Below are 16,834 nucleotides of genomic sequence, written 5' to 3' on the forward strand. Positions count from 1 at the left end.
TTACCGATCGCATCCCGGGGGTAGGTGACGACGATACGATCCGGGCAGGTCCACGCTCCCCAGGAGGCCCCTGATGTCCGTTAATCCCCGCGCCGGGCAGCCTGCGCAACCGGCCGACCTGATCGACGTCCCCAGGGTCGTGTCGGCGTATTACACCGAACATCCCGATCCGGAGGTGGTCGGCCAGCGGGTCGCCTTCGGCACGTCCGGGCACCGTGGATCGAGCCTCAACACGGCCTTCAACGAGGACCACATCGCCGCCACCAGCCAGGCGATCGTCGAATACCGCCGGGAGCAGGGCACCGACGGCCCGCTCTACCTGGGCCGGGACACGCACGCGCTGAGCGAGCCGGCGATGATCACCGCGCTCGAGGTGTTCGCCGCGAACGACGTCACCGTCCGGGTGGACAGCCGGGACGGTTACACGCCGACGCCGGCCGTCTCGGTGGCCATCCTGACCTACAACCGGGGGCGCACGGACGGGCTGGCCGACGGGGTGGTGGTCACGCCGTCGCACAACCCGCCGGCCGACGGCGGCTTCAAGTACAACCCGCCGAACGGCGGTCCGGCGGACACCGACGCGACGAAATGGATCCAGGACCGGGCGAACGCGCTGATCGCCGCGGGCCTCACCGACGTGCGGCGGATTCCGGCCGCGCGGGCCCGGGCCTCAGACCTGGTCACCGGGTACGACTATCTGGCCGCGTACGTGGAGGATCTGGCGCAGGTGATCGACCTGAACGCCATCCGCGCGGCCGGCGTGCGGATCGGGGCCGACCCGCTGGGCGGCGCGAGCGTGGCGTACTGGGGTGAGATCGGCAGCCACTACGGCCTGGACCTGACCGTGGTGAACCCGAACGTGGACCCGACCTTCGGCTTCATGACGCTGGACTGGGACGGCAAGATCCGGATGGACTGCTCGTCGCCGTCCGCGATGGCGTCGCTGATCCAGCAGAAGGACCGCTTCCAGATCGCCACCGGCAACGACGCGGACGCCGACCGGCACGGCATCGTGACGCCGGACGGCGGCCTGATGAACCCCAACCACTACCTGTCGGTCGCCATCTCCTATCTGTTCCGGGTGCGCACCGAGTGGCCGTCCGGCGCCGCCATCGGCAAGACCCTGGTGTCCTCCTCGATGATCGACCGGGTCGCCGCCGACCTGGGCCGGCGCCTCGACGAGGTGCCGGTCGGCTTCAAGTGGTTCGTGCCCGGCCTGCTGGACGGCTCGATCGGCTTCGGCGGCGAGGAGAGCGCGGGGGCGTCGTTCCTGCGCCGCGACGGCAGCGTCTGGAGCACCGACAAGGACGGCCTGCTGCTCGACCTGCTGGCCTCCGAGATCCTGGCCACCACCGGACGCACGCCCAGCGAACACTACCGCGACCTGGTCGAGAAATTCGGATCCCCGGCGTACGCCCGGATCGACGCGCCCGCCACCCGCGAGGAGAAGGCCATCCTGGGCAGGCTGTCTCCCGAGCAGGTGACCGCCAAGGAGCTCGACGGCGAGCCGATCACCCAGGTGCTGACCTCGGCGCCGGGCAACGGCGCGCCGATCGGCGGGCTCAAGGTGGCCACCGAGTCCGGCTGGTTCGCGGCCCGGCCGTCCGGCACCGAGGACGTCTACAAGATCTACGCCGAGTCGTTCCACGGCCCGGACCACTTGGCCACCATCCAGGAGGAGGCGCGGGCCGTGGTGTCCGCGGCCCTCAAGGGTTAGGCCGGACGGACCAGTCCCATGTCATAGGCCGCGATGGTGGCCTGCACGCGGTCGCGCACGCCGAGCTTGCCGAGCAGCGTGTTGACGTGCACCTTCACCGTGCCGGTGGAGATGCCCAGGTGGTCGCCGATCTCCGCGTTCGACAGGCCGGAGGCGATCGCGAGCAGCACGTCCCGTTCGCGCGGGGTGAGGCCGGCCAGGCGTGCGGTATCCGGCGGGCGGGTCAGGCCGCCGGTGCTGAACCGGTCGATCAGGCGCCGGGTGACGGCCGGGCTGAGCATGGCCGCGCCGTCGGCCACCACCCGGACGGCGGCCAGCAGATCCGCGGGCAGGGCGTCCTTGAGGAGGAAGCCGGAGGCGCCGGCGCGCAGCGCCTCGTACACGTACGCGTCCTGGTGGAAGGTGGTCAGCACCAGGACCCGCGGCGGGTCGTCGCCGGCGGTCAGCCGCTCGGTCGCGGTCAGGCCGTCCATGCCGGGCATCCGGATGTCCATCAGCACCACGTCCGGACGGGTGCGCGCGGCCAGCTCGAGCGCCGCCGCGCCGTCGCCGGCCTCGCCCACCACCTCCAGGTCGTCCTCGGCGTCGACCATGGCCGCGATGCCCGCCCGCACCATGTGCTGGTCGTCCACCACGAGCACCCGGACCGTCACGGCGTCGATGTCGCCACCTCCTCGATCAGGCGTGCCGGCAGCAGCACCGCCAGGCCGCCGGGAAACTCCTCGACCGTGCCCCCGGTGGCGTGCGCGCGGGCCCGCAGTCCCGCCGCGATCTCGCCGTCCGGGTCCGGGGGAGCGGGCCGCACCTCCAGGCGCACCGGGCTGCCGCTCGCGTCCACGTCCACCCGCACCGGGCCGGTCTCCGCCGCCAGCAGCAACTCCACCGCCCGATAGGCGGACACGTCGAGGTCGGCGGGCAGCGGGCGGGGCGCGTCCGTGATCCGCAGGTCGACCTGCCGGCCGTGCTCGCGCCAGCGGTCGACCAGGGCGGGCACCGCGGCGAGGGCGGGCTGTGGCGCGCGGGCGGCGTCGTCCGGGGCGCGCAGGTCCTGCAGCAGGCCGCGCATGGCCTCCAGCGCGGCCCGCGCACCGGCGAGCACGCCGTCCACGTCCCGCGCGTCCGCCGCGGCGATCATCTGCTCGGTGCGCCGCAGCACGGCGGTGCCCAGACCCTCGGCGATGCGGGCGCGCTCGGCGTCCGCCGCGGCCCGCGAGTGGAAGGCCGACCAGGCCACCGCGTGCTCCTCGCGGGCGGCGACGTCGACCCGGCGGCGCCGGACCGCCCAGCCGGTCACCCACGCCACCAGGAACGGCTGGATCAGCGCGATCGCGGCCATCGCGGTGAAGATCACGAGCATGGCGAACCAGGGCGGCCGTTCGACGTCGTCCGGCGGCGCCAGCGTGAACACCGAGCCGATCAGCAGGGACAACGAGACGTAGGCGGCCAGCGACGCCAGCCAGTCGGTCTTCGGGCGGCGGCCGTAGCGGGCGACCGCGTGCGCGGCCAGCAGGTCGGCGCCGCCGATGGTGACGACCAGCCAGCCGGTGCCGGGCGGCAGCAGGCCGGCGGCCAGCAGCAGCGGCAGGCACCACCCGGTCAGGGCCACCGCGGCGAGGACGGCCCACGGGTGGGTGCGGCGCAGCATCAGCGGCACCGCGTGCACGGCCGCGGCCAGCATGATCAGGGCGGGCTGGCCGGCCGTCGGCAGACCCGGACGCACCAGCAGCTCGGCGATGGCGAAGGCCGGCCCGGCGAGCGCCAGCACGACCAGGGCGGCGTCGATGAGGTGCGCGGCCCAGGGACGCTCGGCCCGCTTCGGCCGCGCCGTGCGGAACTCGGCGCGGACCCGCCAGCCGCCGCCGGGCCGGGGTCCCGCGGTCAGCACGCCGCCGTCCGCCGCGGCCCGCTCCCGCATGCCGTCGATGCCGTTTCCGCCGCCCAGGTGGTGCGGGGTGGCGCCGCCGGCCGGGCCGTCGTCGTCCACGGTGAGCTCGGTGCGGCCGTCGTCGGTGGTCACCGTGACTCGGGCCGGTGCTCCCGGCGCGTACCGCAGGACGTTGGTGAGGGCCTCCCGCACGATGCCCGGCACCGCCTCGGGCAGCGGCCCGCCGGGCACGCTCAGCGTGACCGTCAGGCCCGCGGCCCGGAACGATTCGACCAGGTCCGGCAATGCCGGCGCGGGCGGCGTCTGCATGATCGCGACCAGCCGGCGCAGCGCGTCGAGGGTCTCGCGGCCGGTCCGCGCGGCGTGGTCCAGGGCCTCGGCGACCAGCGCCGGCCGCCGGTCCGCGAGGCGCTGCGCGGCCGAGGTGGACACCACGATCGAGGTCAGGTGGTGGGCGGTCACGTCGTGCAGCTCACGGGCCAGCCGCAGCCGCTCGCTCTCGGCGGCGCCGGCCCGTTTCGCCTCGGCCACCGCGAACCGCTCCGCCGCGGCCGCCCGCTCGGCGTGCCAGCGCGCCCGGCGCCGCCCGGCCGCGACCACGACCAGGCAACTCACCACGATCAACGCGAACTCGGCGGCGCGCGGCAGGCCCGGCTCGGCGGGCGTCCGAAGCACCATGGCGACCTGCTCGGCGGCCACTCCCGCGGCGACCAGCAGCGCGGTTCGCGGGGAGCGGTGCACGGCGACCGAGAAGAGCACGATCAGGTCGGAGAGCGAGATGACGAGCAGGTCGTCGGCGGGCACACCCCATCCGCCGGCCGCGAGGACCACGACGACGGCGGCGGCCGCGGCCACCGGCGAGGAGCGCCGGAACGACAGGGCGACGCCCGCGATGACGGTCACCGCCAGCACGACCGCGACCTGCGGCGCGGACAGCGCCCGATCGTCCAGCGCCGCGAGGCCCGGCCACGCCGCGAGCTGAACGGCGGCGAGCGCGGCGGGCAGGATCCAGTCGGTGCGGCGGCCCATGATGCGCCGATCCTAGGGTCTCCGCGAAACCCGCCGCGGCTTCCGGGCGGGCTGCCGCCCCGCCGCGCCGCCGCCTCGGCCGCCCCGCCGTGCCGCCGTCTCGCCCGCCCCGCCGTGCCGCCGTCTCGGCCGCCCCGCCGTGCCGCCGTCTCGGCCGCCCCGCCGTGCCGCCGCCTCGCCCGCCCCGCCGTGCCGCCGTCTCGGCCGCCCCGCCGTGCCGCCGCCTCGCCCGCCCCGCCGCGGCCTCGCCCGCCTTGCCGCGCCGCGGCCTCGCCCGCCTTGCCGCGCCGCGGCCTCGCCCGCCTTGCCGCGCCGCGGCCTCGCCCACCTCGCCGCGCCGCCGCCTCGCCGCGCCGCGCCGCCACCTCCCCCACCCCGGCACTGGGTGGGCCATCAAGTTAGGCGACGGGTACGACAATTCGATGGCGGTTGTGCACAACCAGGGCTCCGGCTATATCGATGGTTAGGGGTCGGTCTCCGGCGGCGGCGGGATCCGCTCGGCCGCCGCGCTCGCCAGACTCATCGGCATGGATCTTCCGCAGCCCTATCACCGTCTCGCCGCCGACCGGGCCTGGTGGCGTCATCTGCTCGGCGGCCTGCTCGCGGGCGCGGCCTGCCTGATCGCCGGAGTTGTGCTCTACGGCGCCGCCCTGGTGGCCGCCGCCCTGTCCGGCCGGCCGAGCGGACCCGACGGCCTGCCGACCCTGGCGCCGCGCGCCGAGCTGGCGATCCTCTTCCTCTGCGTCGCGCTGCTGCTGCCCGCGCTCTGGCTCGGCGTCCGGGTGGCGCAGGGCCGCCGGCCGGGCACGCTGAGCTCGGTGGCCGGCCGGCTGCGGTGGCGTCTGCTGCTGTGGTGCCTGCTCCCGGCGGCACTCGCCATGGCGGTGGTGATCCCCGCGATGCTGCTGCTGGAGGGGCCGGGCGGCGAGTTCGCGGGCTGGTCGTCCTTCCTGCTGACCACGGCGGTGCTGGTCCTGGTGGTGCCTTTGCAGGCGGCCGCCGAGGAGTACGCCTTCCGCGGCTACCTGCTGCAGGCGTTCGGCGCGGTGATCCGCCGGCCGTGGATCCCGATCGCTCTGCAGGCCGTGCTGTTCGCCGCGGTGCACGGCTGGGGAACGCCGTGGGGATTCCTGGACCTGGTGGTGTTCGGCCTGGTGGCGGGCTGGCTGACAGTGCGCACCGGCGGCCTGGAGGCGGCCATCGCCCTGCACGTGGTCAACAACGTCGTCGCGATGCTGGCGTTGGCCGCCCTCGGCGACCTCACCATCGACGAGACCGCCGCCGACCTGCCCTGGGAGGTGGTCGCGGTGGACGTCCCGGTCCTGATCCTCTACGGCCTGGCCGCCGCCTGGCTGATCCGCCGCCGCACACGCCCGACGGCCCTCGCGAGTGAGCCCGCGCCCGCCCTCGCGCCGGTCTGAGCGCCGGTCCGAGCCGCCGGTCCGAGCCGCCGGTCTGAGCCGCCGGTCCGAGCCGCCGGTCCGAGCCGCCGGTCCGAGCCGCCGGTCCGAGCCGCCGGTCCGAGCCGCCGGTCCGAGCCGCCGGTCCGAGCCGCCGGTCCGAGACGCCGGCCTGAGCGACGGTCGGCACCCCTGTCCCAGCGGCCCCACTGGTTCCGGACCGGTGGGGCCGCGGTGGTCGTAATGCTCAGTTCCGACCGATTCGCGCCGACTAGGAGGAGGCCGACAGACCGACAGAGAGCCGTACTCCGCCATGAGCCGACCTTCGAGCCGCATCAGCGGTCTCGTGCCGTTCGCCGTTGCGGTGGCGGGCACGCTGACGGCGACCGTGTGGCTGGTGGGACGCGACGGCGGCAGCCTGATGCCGGGGTATCTCGCCGGGCCGGTCGTGATGGTCGCCGCGGCGGTGGCCTGTCAGCGGATCGGCTCGCAGATCGTGCTCGCCCGGCCGGTGCGCGGCTTCTGGAAGCGGCTCTCGCACGCCTCGGTCTGCCTGGTCATCGCCGGCGGGACGGCGGCGATCGTGCACGACGAGAAGCCGGGGGTGTCGCCCTGGACCGCGGCCGCGCTGGTGCTCGGCATCGCGATGGCGATGCTCGCCTTCGCCCAGCTGCCGTTCGGGCCCCGGTCGTTCCTGCACTGGCTGCGGACCCTGCTGGACGGCGCGACCGTGGCCGTGGCGGGCAGTTTGATCTTCTTCTACGTGGTGTTCGACTATGCGGCGCCGGGCATGTCGCCGGCCACCCTGGGCGGCGCCGCGGTGGTGGGCGTCGGCGGGCTGATCGCGGTCGTCGTGATCGGGCGGGCGGCGGTGGCCGCGGGCGGTCCGGTCGACTCGCTGTCACTGCGGATCCTCACGATCGCCCCGCTCTGGGGGACCGCGGGCGCGGTGCTGCTGATCGTCGGCGAGGGGCCCGCGCGCCTGACGCTGTCGGTGCTCGAGCTGCCCATCGTCGGCGTGGTCATCTGCGCCGCCGCGTACCGTCAGCTCCTGGTCCTGGGACGCGCCGTGCGCGACCTGGACGCGAAGCCCGGCCGCAGTCTGTTCAATCTCCTGCCCTTCCTCGCGGTGACCGCGGCGGCCGGCCTGGTCGTGCTGGTGTCCGCGCGCGAGATGGACTGGCGTCACCGTCTGGTGATCGTCGGCGCGGTGCTGATCGCCGGTTTCGTGGTGCTGCGGCAGCTGATCGGGCTGCGCGAGAACCGGCGGATGCTCGTGGACATCCAGCAGCAGCAGGCCGAGCTCGAGCAGCAGGCCATGCACGACCCGCTGACCGGGCTGGCGAACCGGGCCCGCTTCGGCACGATCCTCGGCGATCGGCTCGACGCGCACCTGCCGGCCGCGGTGCTGCTGATCGACGTCGACGACTTCAAGATGGTCAACGACACCATGGGGCACGCGATCGGCGACCAGTTGCTGTTCGAGGTGGCGGACCGGCTGCGGCGCTACAGCCGCTCGATGACCGACCTGCCGGCGCGGCTCGGCGGCGACGAGTTCGCGGTGCTGCTCGACGTGGACGACGCCGGGCTGGCCGAGCAGGCGGCGTCGCGCATCCTGTCCGCGCTGGCGGCGCCGTTCGCGGTCGGCGAGCACCAGCTGCTGGTGCAGGCCAGTGTCGGTGTCGCGCTCGCCGGGCAGGGCGACAGCGCGGACGAGGTGCTGCGCAACGCCGACATCGCGATGTACGCCGCGAAAGCCGGCGGCAAGGCCTCCTGGACGCGTTTCGAGCCGCGGATGCGGGCCGACGTGGTCAACCACGCCCGGCTCGGCAGCGAACTGCACAACGCGATCATCCGGCACGAGCTGTTCCTGCTCTATCAACCCGTGTTCGACCTGGTCACCGGTCGGATCGCGGGCGCCGAGGCGCTGGTCCGGTGGAGGCACCCGACGCGCGGTTTCGTGTCGCCGGGCGACTTCATCCCGGTCGCCGAGCGGTCCGGGCTGATCGTGTCGCTGGGCTCGTGGGTGCTTCGCGAGGCGTGCGAGCAGCTGGCCCGCTGGCAGGCCGAGCTGGGCCCGGTGGCGATCCGCTCGATCAACGTGAACGTGGCCGCCCGCCAGCTGCGCGACGCCGGCTTCGTGGACGAGGTCGCGACCGTGCTGCGGGAGAACGGCCTGTCGCCGGCCAACCTGGTGATCGAGGTGACCGAGTCGATGGTGGTCGACGGCCGCCAGGTGCGCGAGACCCTGCAGGCGTTGCACGAGATGGGTGTGCGGCTGGCGCTGGACGATTTCGGCACCGGCCAGTCGTCGCTGAGCCTGCTGCGGGCCTTCCCGGTGGACGTGCTCAAGCTGGACAAGTCGTTCGTCGACGGGATCAGCGAGGGCAACGACCGCGGCCGCCTGGCGGTGGCCGCGGCGGTCGCCCAGCTGGCCGAGTATCTGCAGCTCTCCGCCGTGGCCGAGGGCATCGAGAGCGCGGCTCAGGTGGACCGCCTGCGCGAGATGGGCTACCGCCTCGGGCAGGGCTTCCACCTGGCCCGGCCGCTCCCGCCCGACGAGGCGGCCGCGCTGATGGCGGCCGCCCCGGAAGATCGGGTGCTGACGGGCTGAGCGCGTTCTAGGCGTCGATCTCCTTGCGGTCGTCGGTCGCCCACAGCACGTGGAACGAGCCTTCCTTGTCCACCCGGCGATAGGTGTGCGCGCCGAAGAAGTCGCGCTGCCCCTGGATCAGGGCGGCCGGCAACCGCTCGGCCCGCAGCCCGTCGTAGTAGGCCAGCGAGGACGCGAAGCCCGGCGCGGGAATGCCCTGCTGCGCGGCCAGCGCCACCACCCGGCGCCATGCCTCCTGGGCCCCGCTCACCGCGTCCAGGAAGTATTCGTCCACCAGCAGCGTCGCCAGCTCCGGCGACTTGTCATAGGCCTGCTTGATGTAGTCGAGGAACTTGGCCCGGATGATGCAGCCGTCCCGCCAGATCTTGGCCATCGCGCCCGGGTCGATGCTCCAGTCGTATTCCTTGCTGGCCGCCTGGATCTGCTGGAAGCCCTGCGCGTAGGCGACGATCTTGGAGGCGAACAGCGCCTGCTCGATGTCGGCCTGAAGGTTGTCCTGCGGGGTCGGGCTGGGCCCGGGCAGGCTGCGTGCCGCCGCGCGACTGGACGGGTCGCCCGAGAGCGCACGGGCGAACACCGCCTCCGCGATGCCGCTGATCGGCACGCCCAGGTCGAGCGCCGACTGCACCGTCCAGCGGCCGGTGCCCTTCTGCTCCGCCTGGTCGAGCACGATGTCCACGAACGGCTTGCCGGTCTCCGGGTCGGTCTGCTTGAGCACCTCGGCGGTGATCTCGATCAGGTAGGACCCCAGCCGCCCCTCGTTCCACCCCTTGAAGATCTCCGCGATCTCGGCCGGCGAGTGTCCACCGGCCCGCCGCAGCAGGTCGTACGCCTCGGCGATGAGCTGCATGTCCGCGTACTCGATGCCGTTGTGCACCATCTTCACGAAGTGGCCGGCGCCGTCCGGGCCGACGTGCACGCAGCACGGCTCGCCGTCCACCTTCGCGCTGATGTCCTCGAGCAGCGGCCCGAGCGCTTCGTAGGACTCCGGCGACCCGCCCGGCATGATGCTGGGCCCGTGCAGCGCGCCCTCCTCGCCGCCGGAGACGCCGGTGCCGACGAAGTGCAGCCCGCGCTCGCGCAGCGCCGCCTCCCGCCGCCGGGTGTCCAGGTAGTGCGCGTTGCCCGCGTCGATCAGCATGTCGCCCTCTTCGAGCAGCGGGGCGAACTCGTCGATCACGGCGTCGGTCGGTTTACCGGCCTTCACCATGATCACCACGCGGCGCGGCTTCTCCAGGCTGGCCACGAAGTCCTCGGCGCTCTCCGACGGCAGGAACGTGCCCTCGTGCCCGAATTCGGCGACCAGCTCCTTGGTCCGGCTGTAGGTCCGGTTGTGGAGCGCGACCGTGTGACCGTGGCGTGCGAAGTTGCGAGCCAGGTTGCGGCCCATCACCGCGAGCCCGGTGACACCGATCTGTGCCTTCTCCGTCATGTACGTACACGTCCTTCCCTCAGCTGTCCCGGTCATTGTTACGTGTTCGCGACCGGGGGAGTTCGATCGAGTCCACCGCCGCGGCCGCGCCTCTCGCCGGCGCGCCGCCCAGCGGCGGACATCCACTGCTCATCCTGCTCAATCCGGCTGTCGCCGTCACCCCTTACGGGCGGATCGGGGGTCGCGACGCGCCGCCGCGACCAGGCCGGGCGCGCGCGGGGAAAGATCTGTCCGGCGGTACGCTGCCACGCATGGCATCGGCGGCGGGACGGTGGGTCGCACCTGCGGCCGTGTCCTGGCCCGCCATGAGGGTCCCGCGGCTATGAGACGTGGCGAGATCTGGACCATCGGCAACCGCACCGACCTGCGTTACCGCGTCCTCGTGCTGTCCGGTGACGCCTACAACGACCGGAAGAACGCGGCGCCCTACTGCGCTCCGATCGTCCGCCAGCGCGGCGCCACCGAGCTGCCGCCCTTTGCCGTCGCGCTCACCGAGCAGGACCCGATCACCGGTGTGGTCGTGGTCAACCGGATGCGCCGGCTGCCCACCTCGGTCGGCGCCGAACTGCTCGGCATGGTCACCGGCGCGAGCATGGTCCGCCTTTCCGACGCCGTGCGCGACCTCTTCGAGATCTGACCCTGCCCGAACGGCCCCCGGCGCCCACGTCTCTATCGGGTGACCCGGAGGCCTCAACGCCGCAGGTCGGATGCCCTGCGGGGTGTTCGGGGGATGACGCCCCGAGCCGCACTGGCGTATGCAGGACGACAAGAGCGTCAGGGGAGGAGACAGGTGCGAGGCAGCGGGCAGGTCTACATCGACACGGTCGAGGATCCGCGCAGCCTCGCGCGCCGGACCGGCCCGGAGGCCGGACGGGCCACCGTGGACCGTGCGATCGGACTGCTCGCCGGGCGCACCCGCTGCCGCCTCGCGGACGCCCAGCGGCACCTGCTGCGGATGGCCCAGGAGCAGGAGCGCGACCTGGCCGAGGTGGCGGCCGGCGTGATCGCGCTGCTCGACATGCCGGACACCGACGCGCCGCCGCCGGTCTTCCCTCCGCTGCCCTTCGCGCCGCCGGTCGCCGAGAACCCGGCGCGGGAGAGCGACCGGGTGGCCAGCACCGAACGGCTCGGCAACCTCGGCTGGGGCGAGTGGGACCTGGTCAGCGGCGAGGTGCGCTGGTCGGACCAGCTCTATCGGATCTATGAGCGGGACCCGGCGCTGGGACCGCTGACCGGCGCCGAGGCGGACGCGATGACGCTCGCCGAGGACCTGCCGCTGCGGATGGCCGCCGAGGAGGCCTTCGAGCGCGGCGAGAAGGCCGACGTGACCATGCGGGTGCGGATCAGCGGTCGCGTCAAGCATCTGCGCACGGTGGCCGACGCGGTGCGCGACGCCGGTGGGCGGCCGCTGCGGATCTTCGGCATCGTGCAGGACATCACCTCGCAGCAGACCAGCGCGGAGCGGCTCGCCGAGGTGGAACGGCAGCTCGCGCAGAAGCGCCGCGACCTGGACGCCGAGCACGCGATGGCGGCCACCTTGCAGGAGATCATCCTGCCGATCCCGGACAAACCGATCGAGCTGCCCGGGCTCAAGGTGGCCCTGCGTTACCTGCCCGCCGGGCAGAAGAGCCTGGTCGGCGGCGACTGGTATCACGCCGCCACGGCGCCGGACGGCTCGGTGCTGCTCGCGGTCGGCGACGTGGCCGGGCACGGCACCCAGGCGGCGACCACGATGGCCCAGCTGCGGCACGCCCTGCGCGCGCTCGCCGTGATCACCACCGATCCGGCCACCCTGCTCGGCCACCTCAACCGGCTCACCTGCGACCTCGAGCACGAGGCGCCGGAACTGTCCGCGACCGCGGTGATCGCGCGTTACGACCCGGCCCGCGGCCGGATCACCTGGGCCCAGGCCGGGCACCCGCCGCCGCTGCTCAGCCGTGCCGGGCGGACCGACGCGCTGGCCCGGCCGCGCGGCTCGATGCTCGGCGTCGTCGACCACGCCGTCTATGAGTCGGCCGTGCTCGACCTGGCCATCGGGGACGTGCTCCTCTTTTACACCGACGGGCTGGTCGAGCACCGGCGGCGCGGGCCGGACCACGGGCTGCGGACGGTGGCCGCGGCGATGGACGAGGCGGTGCGGGCCGCGCCCGAGCGCCCGCTCAGCGAGCTGCTGGACCGGCTGCGCCAGGCCAACCCGGACGACGACACCTGCATCCTGGCGGCGCGGCCGGCCACCGCGGAGACCCGCGACCTGCGTCGTCATCTGCGCCCGCGCTGAGCCTCGTGCCAGATCCGCAGGGCCGGGCCGACCAGCTCGGCGCTGCTCGCCACCGGCTCGCCGGCCGGGCCGGTCAGCGTGTCCTCCAGGCCGATCCGGGTGGGCAGGCCGAGCCGGCCGGCGTGCGCCACCAGCGGCCAGCAGGACTCCTCCTCGCCGTGCAGCAGGATCGGCGTGCCCGTGCCCGTGCCGAGCCGGGCCAGGATCGCGTCGGCGGCGGCGACCGCCCGGTCCGCGGGCACGCCGATGACCTCCACGAGGATCCGGTCGACCGGGCCGCACCGGGTCGCCTCGGCGGGTGTCCAGACGCCCGCCTCGACCTCGATCCCCATGCCGGAGAGCAGCGCGCGCAGGTCGTCGTAACCCGCCTCGCCGACGTTGACCGAGGCGAAGTCGGGCCGGTCGGGCAGCCCCGCCCACTGGGCGACCAGCGCGTGCCGCCGGTCCGGATCGCCGCCCGCGGCCCAGAGGCCGGTGGTCACCCCGATCGGCACGCCGGCCCGGCGGACCGCGGCCACGGCGGCGCCGACGTCGGCCGCCACCAGCGACTCGCGTCCGTCGTGGTCGCGCGGGTGCAGGTGCACCGCCTCGGCGCCGGCCGCGACCGCCGCCACGGCGGCATCGGCCAGCTCGGCGGGGGTGCGCGGGACGAAGGACTGGGTGCGGCCGCCGTTGAGGCAGGCTTTGAGGCGCTCGATCACGAGGGGAAGCTTCGCATCGGCGTACGACAGAAAATGCCGGCGGCGGACCGCGCGGGTGCGGCAGCATTCCGGGCGTGGACGTGACGTTGACCGACTCCGTGATCCGGCTCGACCAGCTCGAGGAGGGTGACGCCGAGGCGCTCGTGGCGGGCGAGGACGACGCGATGGTCCGCTTCCTCAGCGGCGGGCGGTCCACAGTGGCCGGCACCCGGGCCTACATCGCCGGCACCCGGCAGAGCTGGGCGCGCGGCGGCCCGCACCTCGCCTTCGCGATCCGGATGGTGGCCGGCGGCGACTTCGCGGGCTCGGTGGACGCCCGGCTGGTCGAGCCCTATCTGGCGCCCGGCCAGGCGAACATCTCCTACGGCGTGGTGCCGCACTGGCGCGGCCGGGGCGTGGCCGGGCGCGCGGTGCGGCTGATGACCGATTGGCTGCGCGATCGTGGCGACGTGCGCGAGGCGGTGATCCGGGCCGACCCGCTCAATCCGGCCTCCGGCGCGGTCGCCCGCCGGGCCGGCTTCACCTATCGGCGGCACACCGCCGACGAGCACGGCGACCTCGACTGGTTCGGGCTCGACCTGCGCCCGCGCACGCCGCGACGCTAGCGCTGGGCCGGACCTGACCAGTCCCAGTGCGGGATCGGCAGGCCGGCCGGCACCACCGCGTCGTCGGCGTTGTAATCCATCACCTCGTCGGTGGCCCACTCCATGTAGGCGTGCAGCGTGGCGCGCAGCGCCGGGTCGGCCGGCAGCTGTGCTTCGACCGCCGCGTCGAAGCACCGCACGAAGGCCTCGCCCAGCTCGGGATGCATGCCGTTGCGGGCGTGCAGGTCGAGCATGCCGGAGTGGCCGAGCCGCGAACTCGAATAGATCGGCGGCCCGCCGAACACCTCGCCCCAATATTCGGCGAGGTGCTGCACGTGGTGCGGGTCGCCGGTGTGCGAGAACGGGTGCTCGAGCTCGGGGTCGACCAGGCAGCGGGCGTGGAAGTCGCCCGCCAGGGTGAGCCAGGCGGGCGCGCCGCCGGCCGCTTCGTATACGGATGACCGGGTCATGGGCCCAGCCTTGCAGAAAGTAAAGCGGTTGACGCGCGGCGCGGCGCGGACAATCGTCGTTCCCATGCGCCGACGACATTGATCTTCCCAACCGGTTGCCCGCCGATGGTTCGCGGTCCGCGCCTGCGAAGACGGCATCCTGCTCTATCCGATCTATGCCCTGCTGTTCGCGGACGCCGGGCTCACCACCGCGCAGATCTCCACGCTGTTCGGGCTCTGGTCGGTAGTCGCGTTCGTGGCCGAGATCCCGTCCGGCGCGTGGGCCGACACCTGGTCGCGGCGCAGGCTCTATGCGCTCGGCGCCGGGCTCACCGCCGCGGGCTACCTGAGCTGGACGCTCTGGCCGGCCTACCCGGGCTTCGCGCTGGGCTTCCTGCTGTGGGGCCTGGGTGGTGCGCTGTGCTCCGGCACCCTCGAGGCGCTGGTCTACGACGAGCTCGAGGCGGCCGGTCAGGCTGAGCACTACGCGCGCATCGCCGGCCGCAGCGGCACCGTGGCCATTCTCTCGATGCTGGCCGCCACCCTGCTCGCCACCCCGGTCTTCCTGCTCGGCGGTTATCAACTGGTCGGTGCGCTCAGCGTGGTCGTCGCCGCGGGCGCGGGCCTGATCGCGCTCGGCTTCCCGGAGACCGGCCGGGCCGAGTCCGAGGCCGAAGCGGGCTACTTCGCCACGCTCCGGGCCGGGCTCCGGCACGTCCGGATCAGCCGCCGCGTGACCTGGGCCGTCGTCATCGCCGCGATGGTCCCCGCCTTCAGCGCCCTGGACGAATACCTCCCGCTGATCACCCGGGACACCGGCGTCCCGACCGCTTACGCCCCGTTGATGTTCGCCGGCCCCGCACTGGCGATGGCCGTCGGCAGCGCCCTGGCCGGCCGCTGGCCGACGATCTCGCCGATCCGGACCGGCCTCCTGCTCGCCGCGGCCGCCGCCCTCCTCGCGATCGGCGGCATCAGCGCCCACCCGGCGGGCATGCTCCCGATCGGCCTGGCCTTCGGCGTGCTGCAGTTCGCCATGGTGATCACCGAGACCCGGCTGCAGGACGTCACGCCGAGCGCGGTCCGCGCCACCGTCCTGTCGGTCAGCGGCTTCGCCGCCGAGGTGCTCGCGGTGGTCGTCTACGCCTTCTTCGGCCTCGGCGCCGGCTTCACCTCGGTCACCGCCCTGGTCGCGCTGGTCGGCCTGCCGATCCTCGCCACCGCCGTCGCGGTGGCCGGCCGGCTGCCGCCGTCGGCTCAGCGCGAGCGCGACGCCGCGAACGACACGATCTCGTCCAGCCCGGGGGAGTAGCCGTCGTTGGTGTCGACGTCGAGCGTCGGCACGTCGAGGCTGATCGGCACCCACGCCGCCGGCGCGCGTTCGAGATGCCCGCGATCGTCGTGCGCGCGCCGGGTGGGCACGCTCAGCCGCCGCTCGATCCGGGCATGCCGCACGGCCGGGTCGGCATCGCACCGCACCACGCGAATCGTGGCGAGTCCGGCCAGTGGCGACAGGATCGGCCGCCACAGCCGATCCTGAAACGCCGCTTCGGCCACCACCGAGCAGCCCGACCGCAACAGCACACCGAGCGTGTCGAAGAACGCGTCATAGGTGCGGCGCATCGTCCGATCCGGAGTGCCGGCGTGGATCATGCCCTCGCGGATCTCGTCGCGGCACACGGCCGGCACTCCGACCGCCCGTGCGATCTCATGCGCCAGCGTGGTCTTGCCCGCGCCGGGCGCGCCACTGACCACGACGAGGGAGGGACTCACAAGATCCGAGCATACGTTCCCGCCGATCCCCAAGATCAAAGGCTTGACCGCGGCGTAAAGTGCGCGGCGTGCGAAGCGTGCTGGGGCGACTGCCGGGTGCGCCCGGGGTCTATCGGTTCCGTGACGCCAACGGCCGGGTGCTCTATGTGGGGCGGGCGACCCACCTGCGCGGCCGCGTCGGGTCCTATTGGTCGGATCTGAAAGACCGGCGTCATCTGCGCCGGATGGTCCCGCAGATCGTCTCCGTCGAGGCGGTCGAGTGCGACTCGGTGCACGAGGCCGCCTGGCTCGAACGCAACCTGCTGGAACGCTCCAAGCCACGCTGGAACCGGGTCCGCGGCGGCGCCGAGGTGCCGGCCTACGTCGGGCTCGACCGCGGGAAGCCGCGGCTGGTGGTGCTGCACGAGCCGCGCGCCACGGTCGAGGTCTTCGGTCCCTACCTGGGTGGCACGAAGGCTCGCCTGGCGGTGACCGCGCTGGACCGGGTGCTTCCGCTGGGCTGCACCGACGACCGGCTGACCGGCTTCCACCGCGACCTCGCCCGGGTGCGCGGCGTCGAGGCGACCGACCGGGACGCCTTCCTGGCCACCACCGCCGCGGTGTTGCGCCGCGATCCGGCCGCCGTCGCGACGGTGCGGGACCACCTCATCCGCCAGCGGGATCGCGCGTCGGTCAACCTGGCGTTCGAGTTCGCGGCCCGGCTCCAGGAGGAGATCGAGGCGGTCGACTGGCTGGTCGCCGAGCAGAAGGTGACCGTTCCGCAGACTCCGGACTGCGACGTCTACGGCTGGGCGGACGGCCTGCTGATCCACTTCGAGGTCCGCGGCGGCCGCCTCAACCGGTGGCAGCAGCGCACCTGCTCACACGCGGCCGCCCAGCCACACCTGGACCGCACCCCGCCGGAGTGGCAGCCGTTCGCGGCCCGCAGCGCCGGCCTCGCGAGCCGGCTGGCCGCCGGTGTTGAAGACTGAGGCC

At 73.8% G+C, this 16,834-nt stretch carries 14 protein-coding genes; 8 read left to right on the forward strand and 6 right to left on the reverse strand.

All coding sequences use genetic code 11. From position 1 onward, the window contains the following. Nucleotides 1-73: 73 nt before the first annotated feature. Nucleotides 74-1,717: a phosphoglucomutase (alpha-D-glucose-1,6-bisphosphate-dependent) gene (gene pgm, locus ACZ6TI_RS24175; protein ID WP_465347392.1), complete on the forward strand. Its 1,644-nt coding sequence runs from the start codon at nt 74-76 to the stop codon at nt 1,715-1,717. Here pgm and ACZ6TI_RS24180 read toward each other — a convergent pair. Continuing rightward, nucleotides 1,714-2,370 carry a response regulator gene (locus tag ACZ6TI_RS24180; protein ID WP_465347393.1) on the reverse strand — a complete coding sequence of 219 codons (657 nt, stop codon included), beginning with the start codon at nt 2,368-2,370 and terminating at the stop codon, nt 1,714-1,716. The two genes, pgm and ACZ6TI_RS24180, sit on opposite strands and share 4 nt — an antisense overlap. Further along, nucleotides 2,367-4,631 (reverse strand): sensor histidine kinase, encoded by a 2,265-nt coding sequence (locus ACZ6TI_RS24185; protein ID WP_465347394.1) that lies wholly within the window; start codon nt 4,629-4,631, stop codon nt 2,367-2,369. The genes ACZ6TI_RS24180 and ACZ6TI_RS24185 overlap by 4 nt, the downstream gene beginning before the upstream one ends. Nucleotides 4,632-5,158: 527 nt before the next feature. Here ACZ6TI_RS24185 and ACZ6TI_RS24190 point away from each other — a divergent pair. Both ACZ6TI_RS24190 and ACZ6TI_RS24195 read left to right on the forward strand, forming a co-directional pair. After that, nucleotides 5,159-6,052, forward strand: a complete 894-nt coding sequence (locus ACZ6TI_RS24190; RefSeq protein ID WP_465347395.1) for a lysostaphin resistance A-like protein — start codon at nt 5,159-5,161, stop codon at nt 6,050-6,052. 292 nt (nt 6,053-6,344) lie between these two features. After that, nucleotides 6,345-8,645: a putative bifunctional diguanylate cyclase/phosphodiesterase gene (locus tag ACZ6TI_RS24195; RefSeq protein WP_465347396.1), complete on the forward strand. Its 2,301-nt coding sequence runs from the start codon at nt 6,345-6,347 to the stop codon at nt 8,643-8,645. Between the two features lie 7 nt (nt 8,646-8,652). On the opposite strand, the gene gndA is transcribed toward ACZ6TI_RS24195, so the two are convergent. Further along, nucleotides 8,653-10,077: an NADP-dependent phosphogluconate dehydrogenase gene (gndA, locus tag ACZ6TI_RS24200; protein ID WP_465347397.1), complete on the reverse strand. Its 1,425-nt coding sequence runs from the start codon at nt 10,075-10,077 to the stop codon at nt 8,653-8,655. A 322-nt stretch (nt 10,078-10,399) separates the two neighbouring features. Between gndA and ACZ6TI_RS24205 the strand changes: the two genes are divergently transcribed. Both ACZ6TI_RS24205 and ACZ6TI_RS24210 read left to right on the forward strand, forming a co-directional pair. Beyond that, on the forward strand, nt 10,400-10,714 hold the full coding sequence (locus tag ACZ6TI_RS24205) for a type II toxin-antitoxin system PemK/MazF family toxin (RefSeq protein ID WP_465347398.1): 315 nt from the start codon (nt 10,400-10,402) through the stop codon (nt 10,712-10,714). 153 nt (nt 10,715-10,867) lie between these two features. Then, nucleotides 10,868-12,355 carry a PP2C family protein-serine/threonine phosphatase gene (locus tag ACZ6TI_RS24210; protein ID WP_465347399.1) on the forward strand — a complete coding sequence of 496 codons (1,488 nt, stop codon included), beginning with the start codon at nt 10,868-10,870 and terminating at the stop codon, nt 12,353-12,355. On the opposite strand, the gene ACZ6TI_RS24215 is transcribed toward ACZ6TI_RS24210, so the two are convergent. Next, entirely contained in the window at nt 12,337-13,056 is a 720-nt protein-coding gene (locus ACZ6TI_RS24215; protein ID WP_465347400.1) for a 3-keto-5-aminohexanoate cleavage protein, read from the reverse strand. The genes ACZ6TI_RS24210 and ACZ6TI_RS24215 overlap by 19 nt on opposite strands. A gap of 74 nt (nt 13,057-13,130) precedes the next feature. On the opposite strand from ACZ6TI_RS24215, the gene ACZ6TI_RS24220 reads away from it, so the two are divergent. Further along, complete coding sequence (locus tag ACZ6TI_RS24220; RefSeq protein ID WP_465347401.1) at nt 13,131-13,661, forward strand: GNAT family N-acetyltransferase; 531 nt, start codon at nt 13,131-13,133, stop codon at nt 13,659-13,661. On the opposite strand, the gene ACZ6TI_RS24225 is transcribed toward ACZ6TI_RS24220, so the two are convergent. After that, entirely contained in the window at nt 13,658-14,110 is a 453-nt protein-coding gene (locus ACZ6TI_RS24225; protein WP_465347402.1) for a globin domain-containing protein, read from the reverse strand. The genes ACZ6TI_RS24220 and ACZ6TI_RS24225 overlap by 4 nt on opposite strands. A gap of 151 nt (nt 14,111-14,261) precedes the next feature. Between ACZ6TI_RS24225 and ACZ6TI_RS24230 the strand changes: the two genes are divergently transcribed. After that, nucleotides 14,262-15,398 carry an MFS transporter gene (locus ACZ6TI_RS24230; RefSeq protein ID WP_465347461.1) on the forward strand — a complete coding sequence of 379 codons (1,137 nt, stop codon included), beginning with the start codon at nt 14,262-14,264 and terminating at the stop codon, nt 15,396-15,398. Here the strand turns inward: ACZ6TI_RS24230 and ACZ6TI_RS24235 are convergent. Continuing rightward, nucleotides 15,344-15,859: a P-loop nucleotide/nucleoside kinase family protein gene (locus tag ACZ6TI_RS24235; RefSeq protein WP_465347403.1), complete on the reverse strand. Its 516-nt coding sequence runs from the start codon at nt 15,857-15,859 to the stop codon at nt 15,344-15,346. The two genes, ACZ6TI_RS24230 and ACZ6TI_RS24235, sit on opposite strands and share 55 nt — an antisense overlap. A gap of 68 nt (nt 15,860-15,927) precedes the next feature. Here ACZ6TI_RS24235 and ACZ6TI_RS24240 point away from each other — a divergent pair, with 68 nt between their 5' ends. Continuing rightward, the gene (locus ACZ6TI_RS24240; protein ID WP_465347404.1) at nt 15,928-16,830 is read left to right on the forward strand and encodes a GIY-YIG nuclease family protein; all 903 of its coding nucleotides are present in this window, start codon (nt 15,928-15,930) and stop codon (nt 16,828-16,830) included. Nucleotides 16,831-16,834: the final 4 nt, after the last annotated feature.

It is taken from the genome of Actinoplanes sp. NPDC051388, assembly GCF_055586225.1.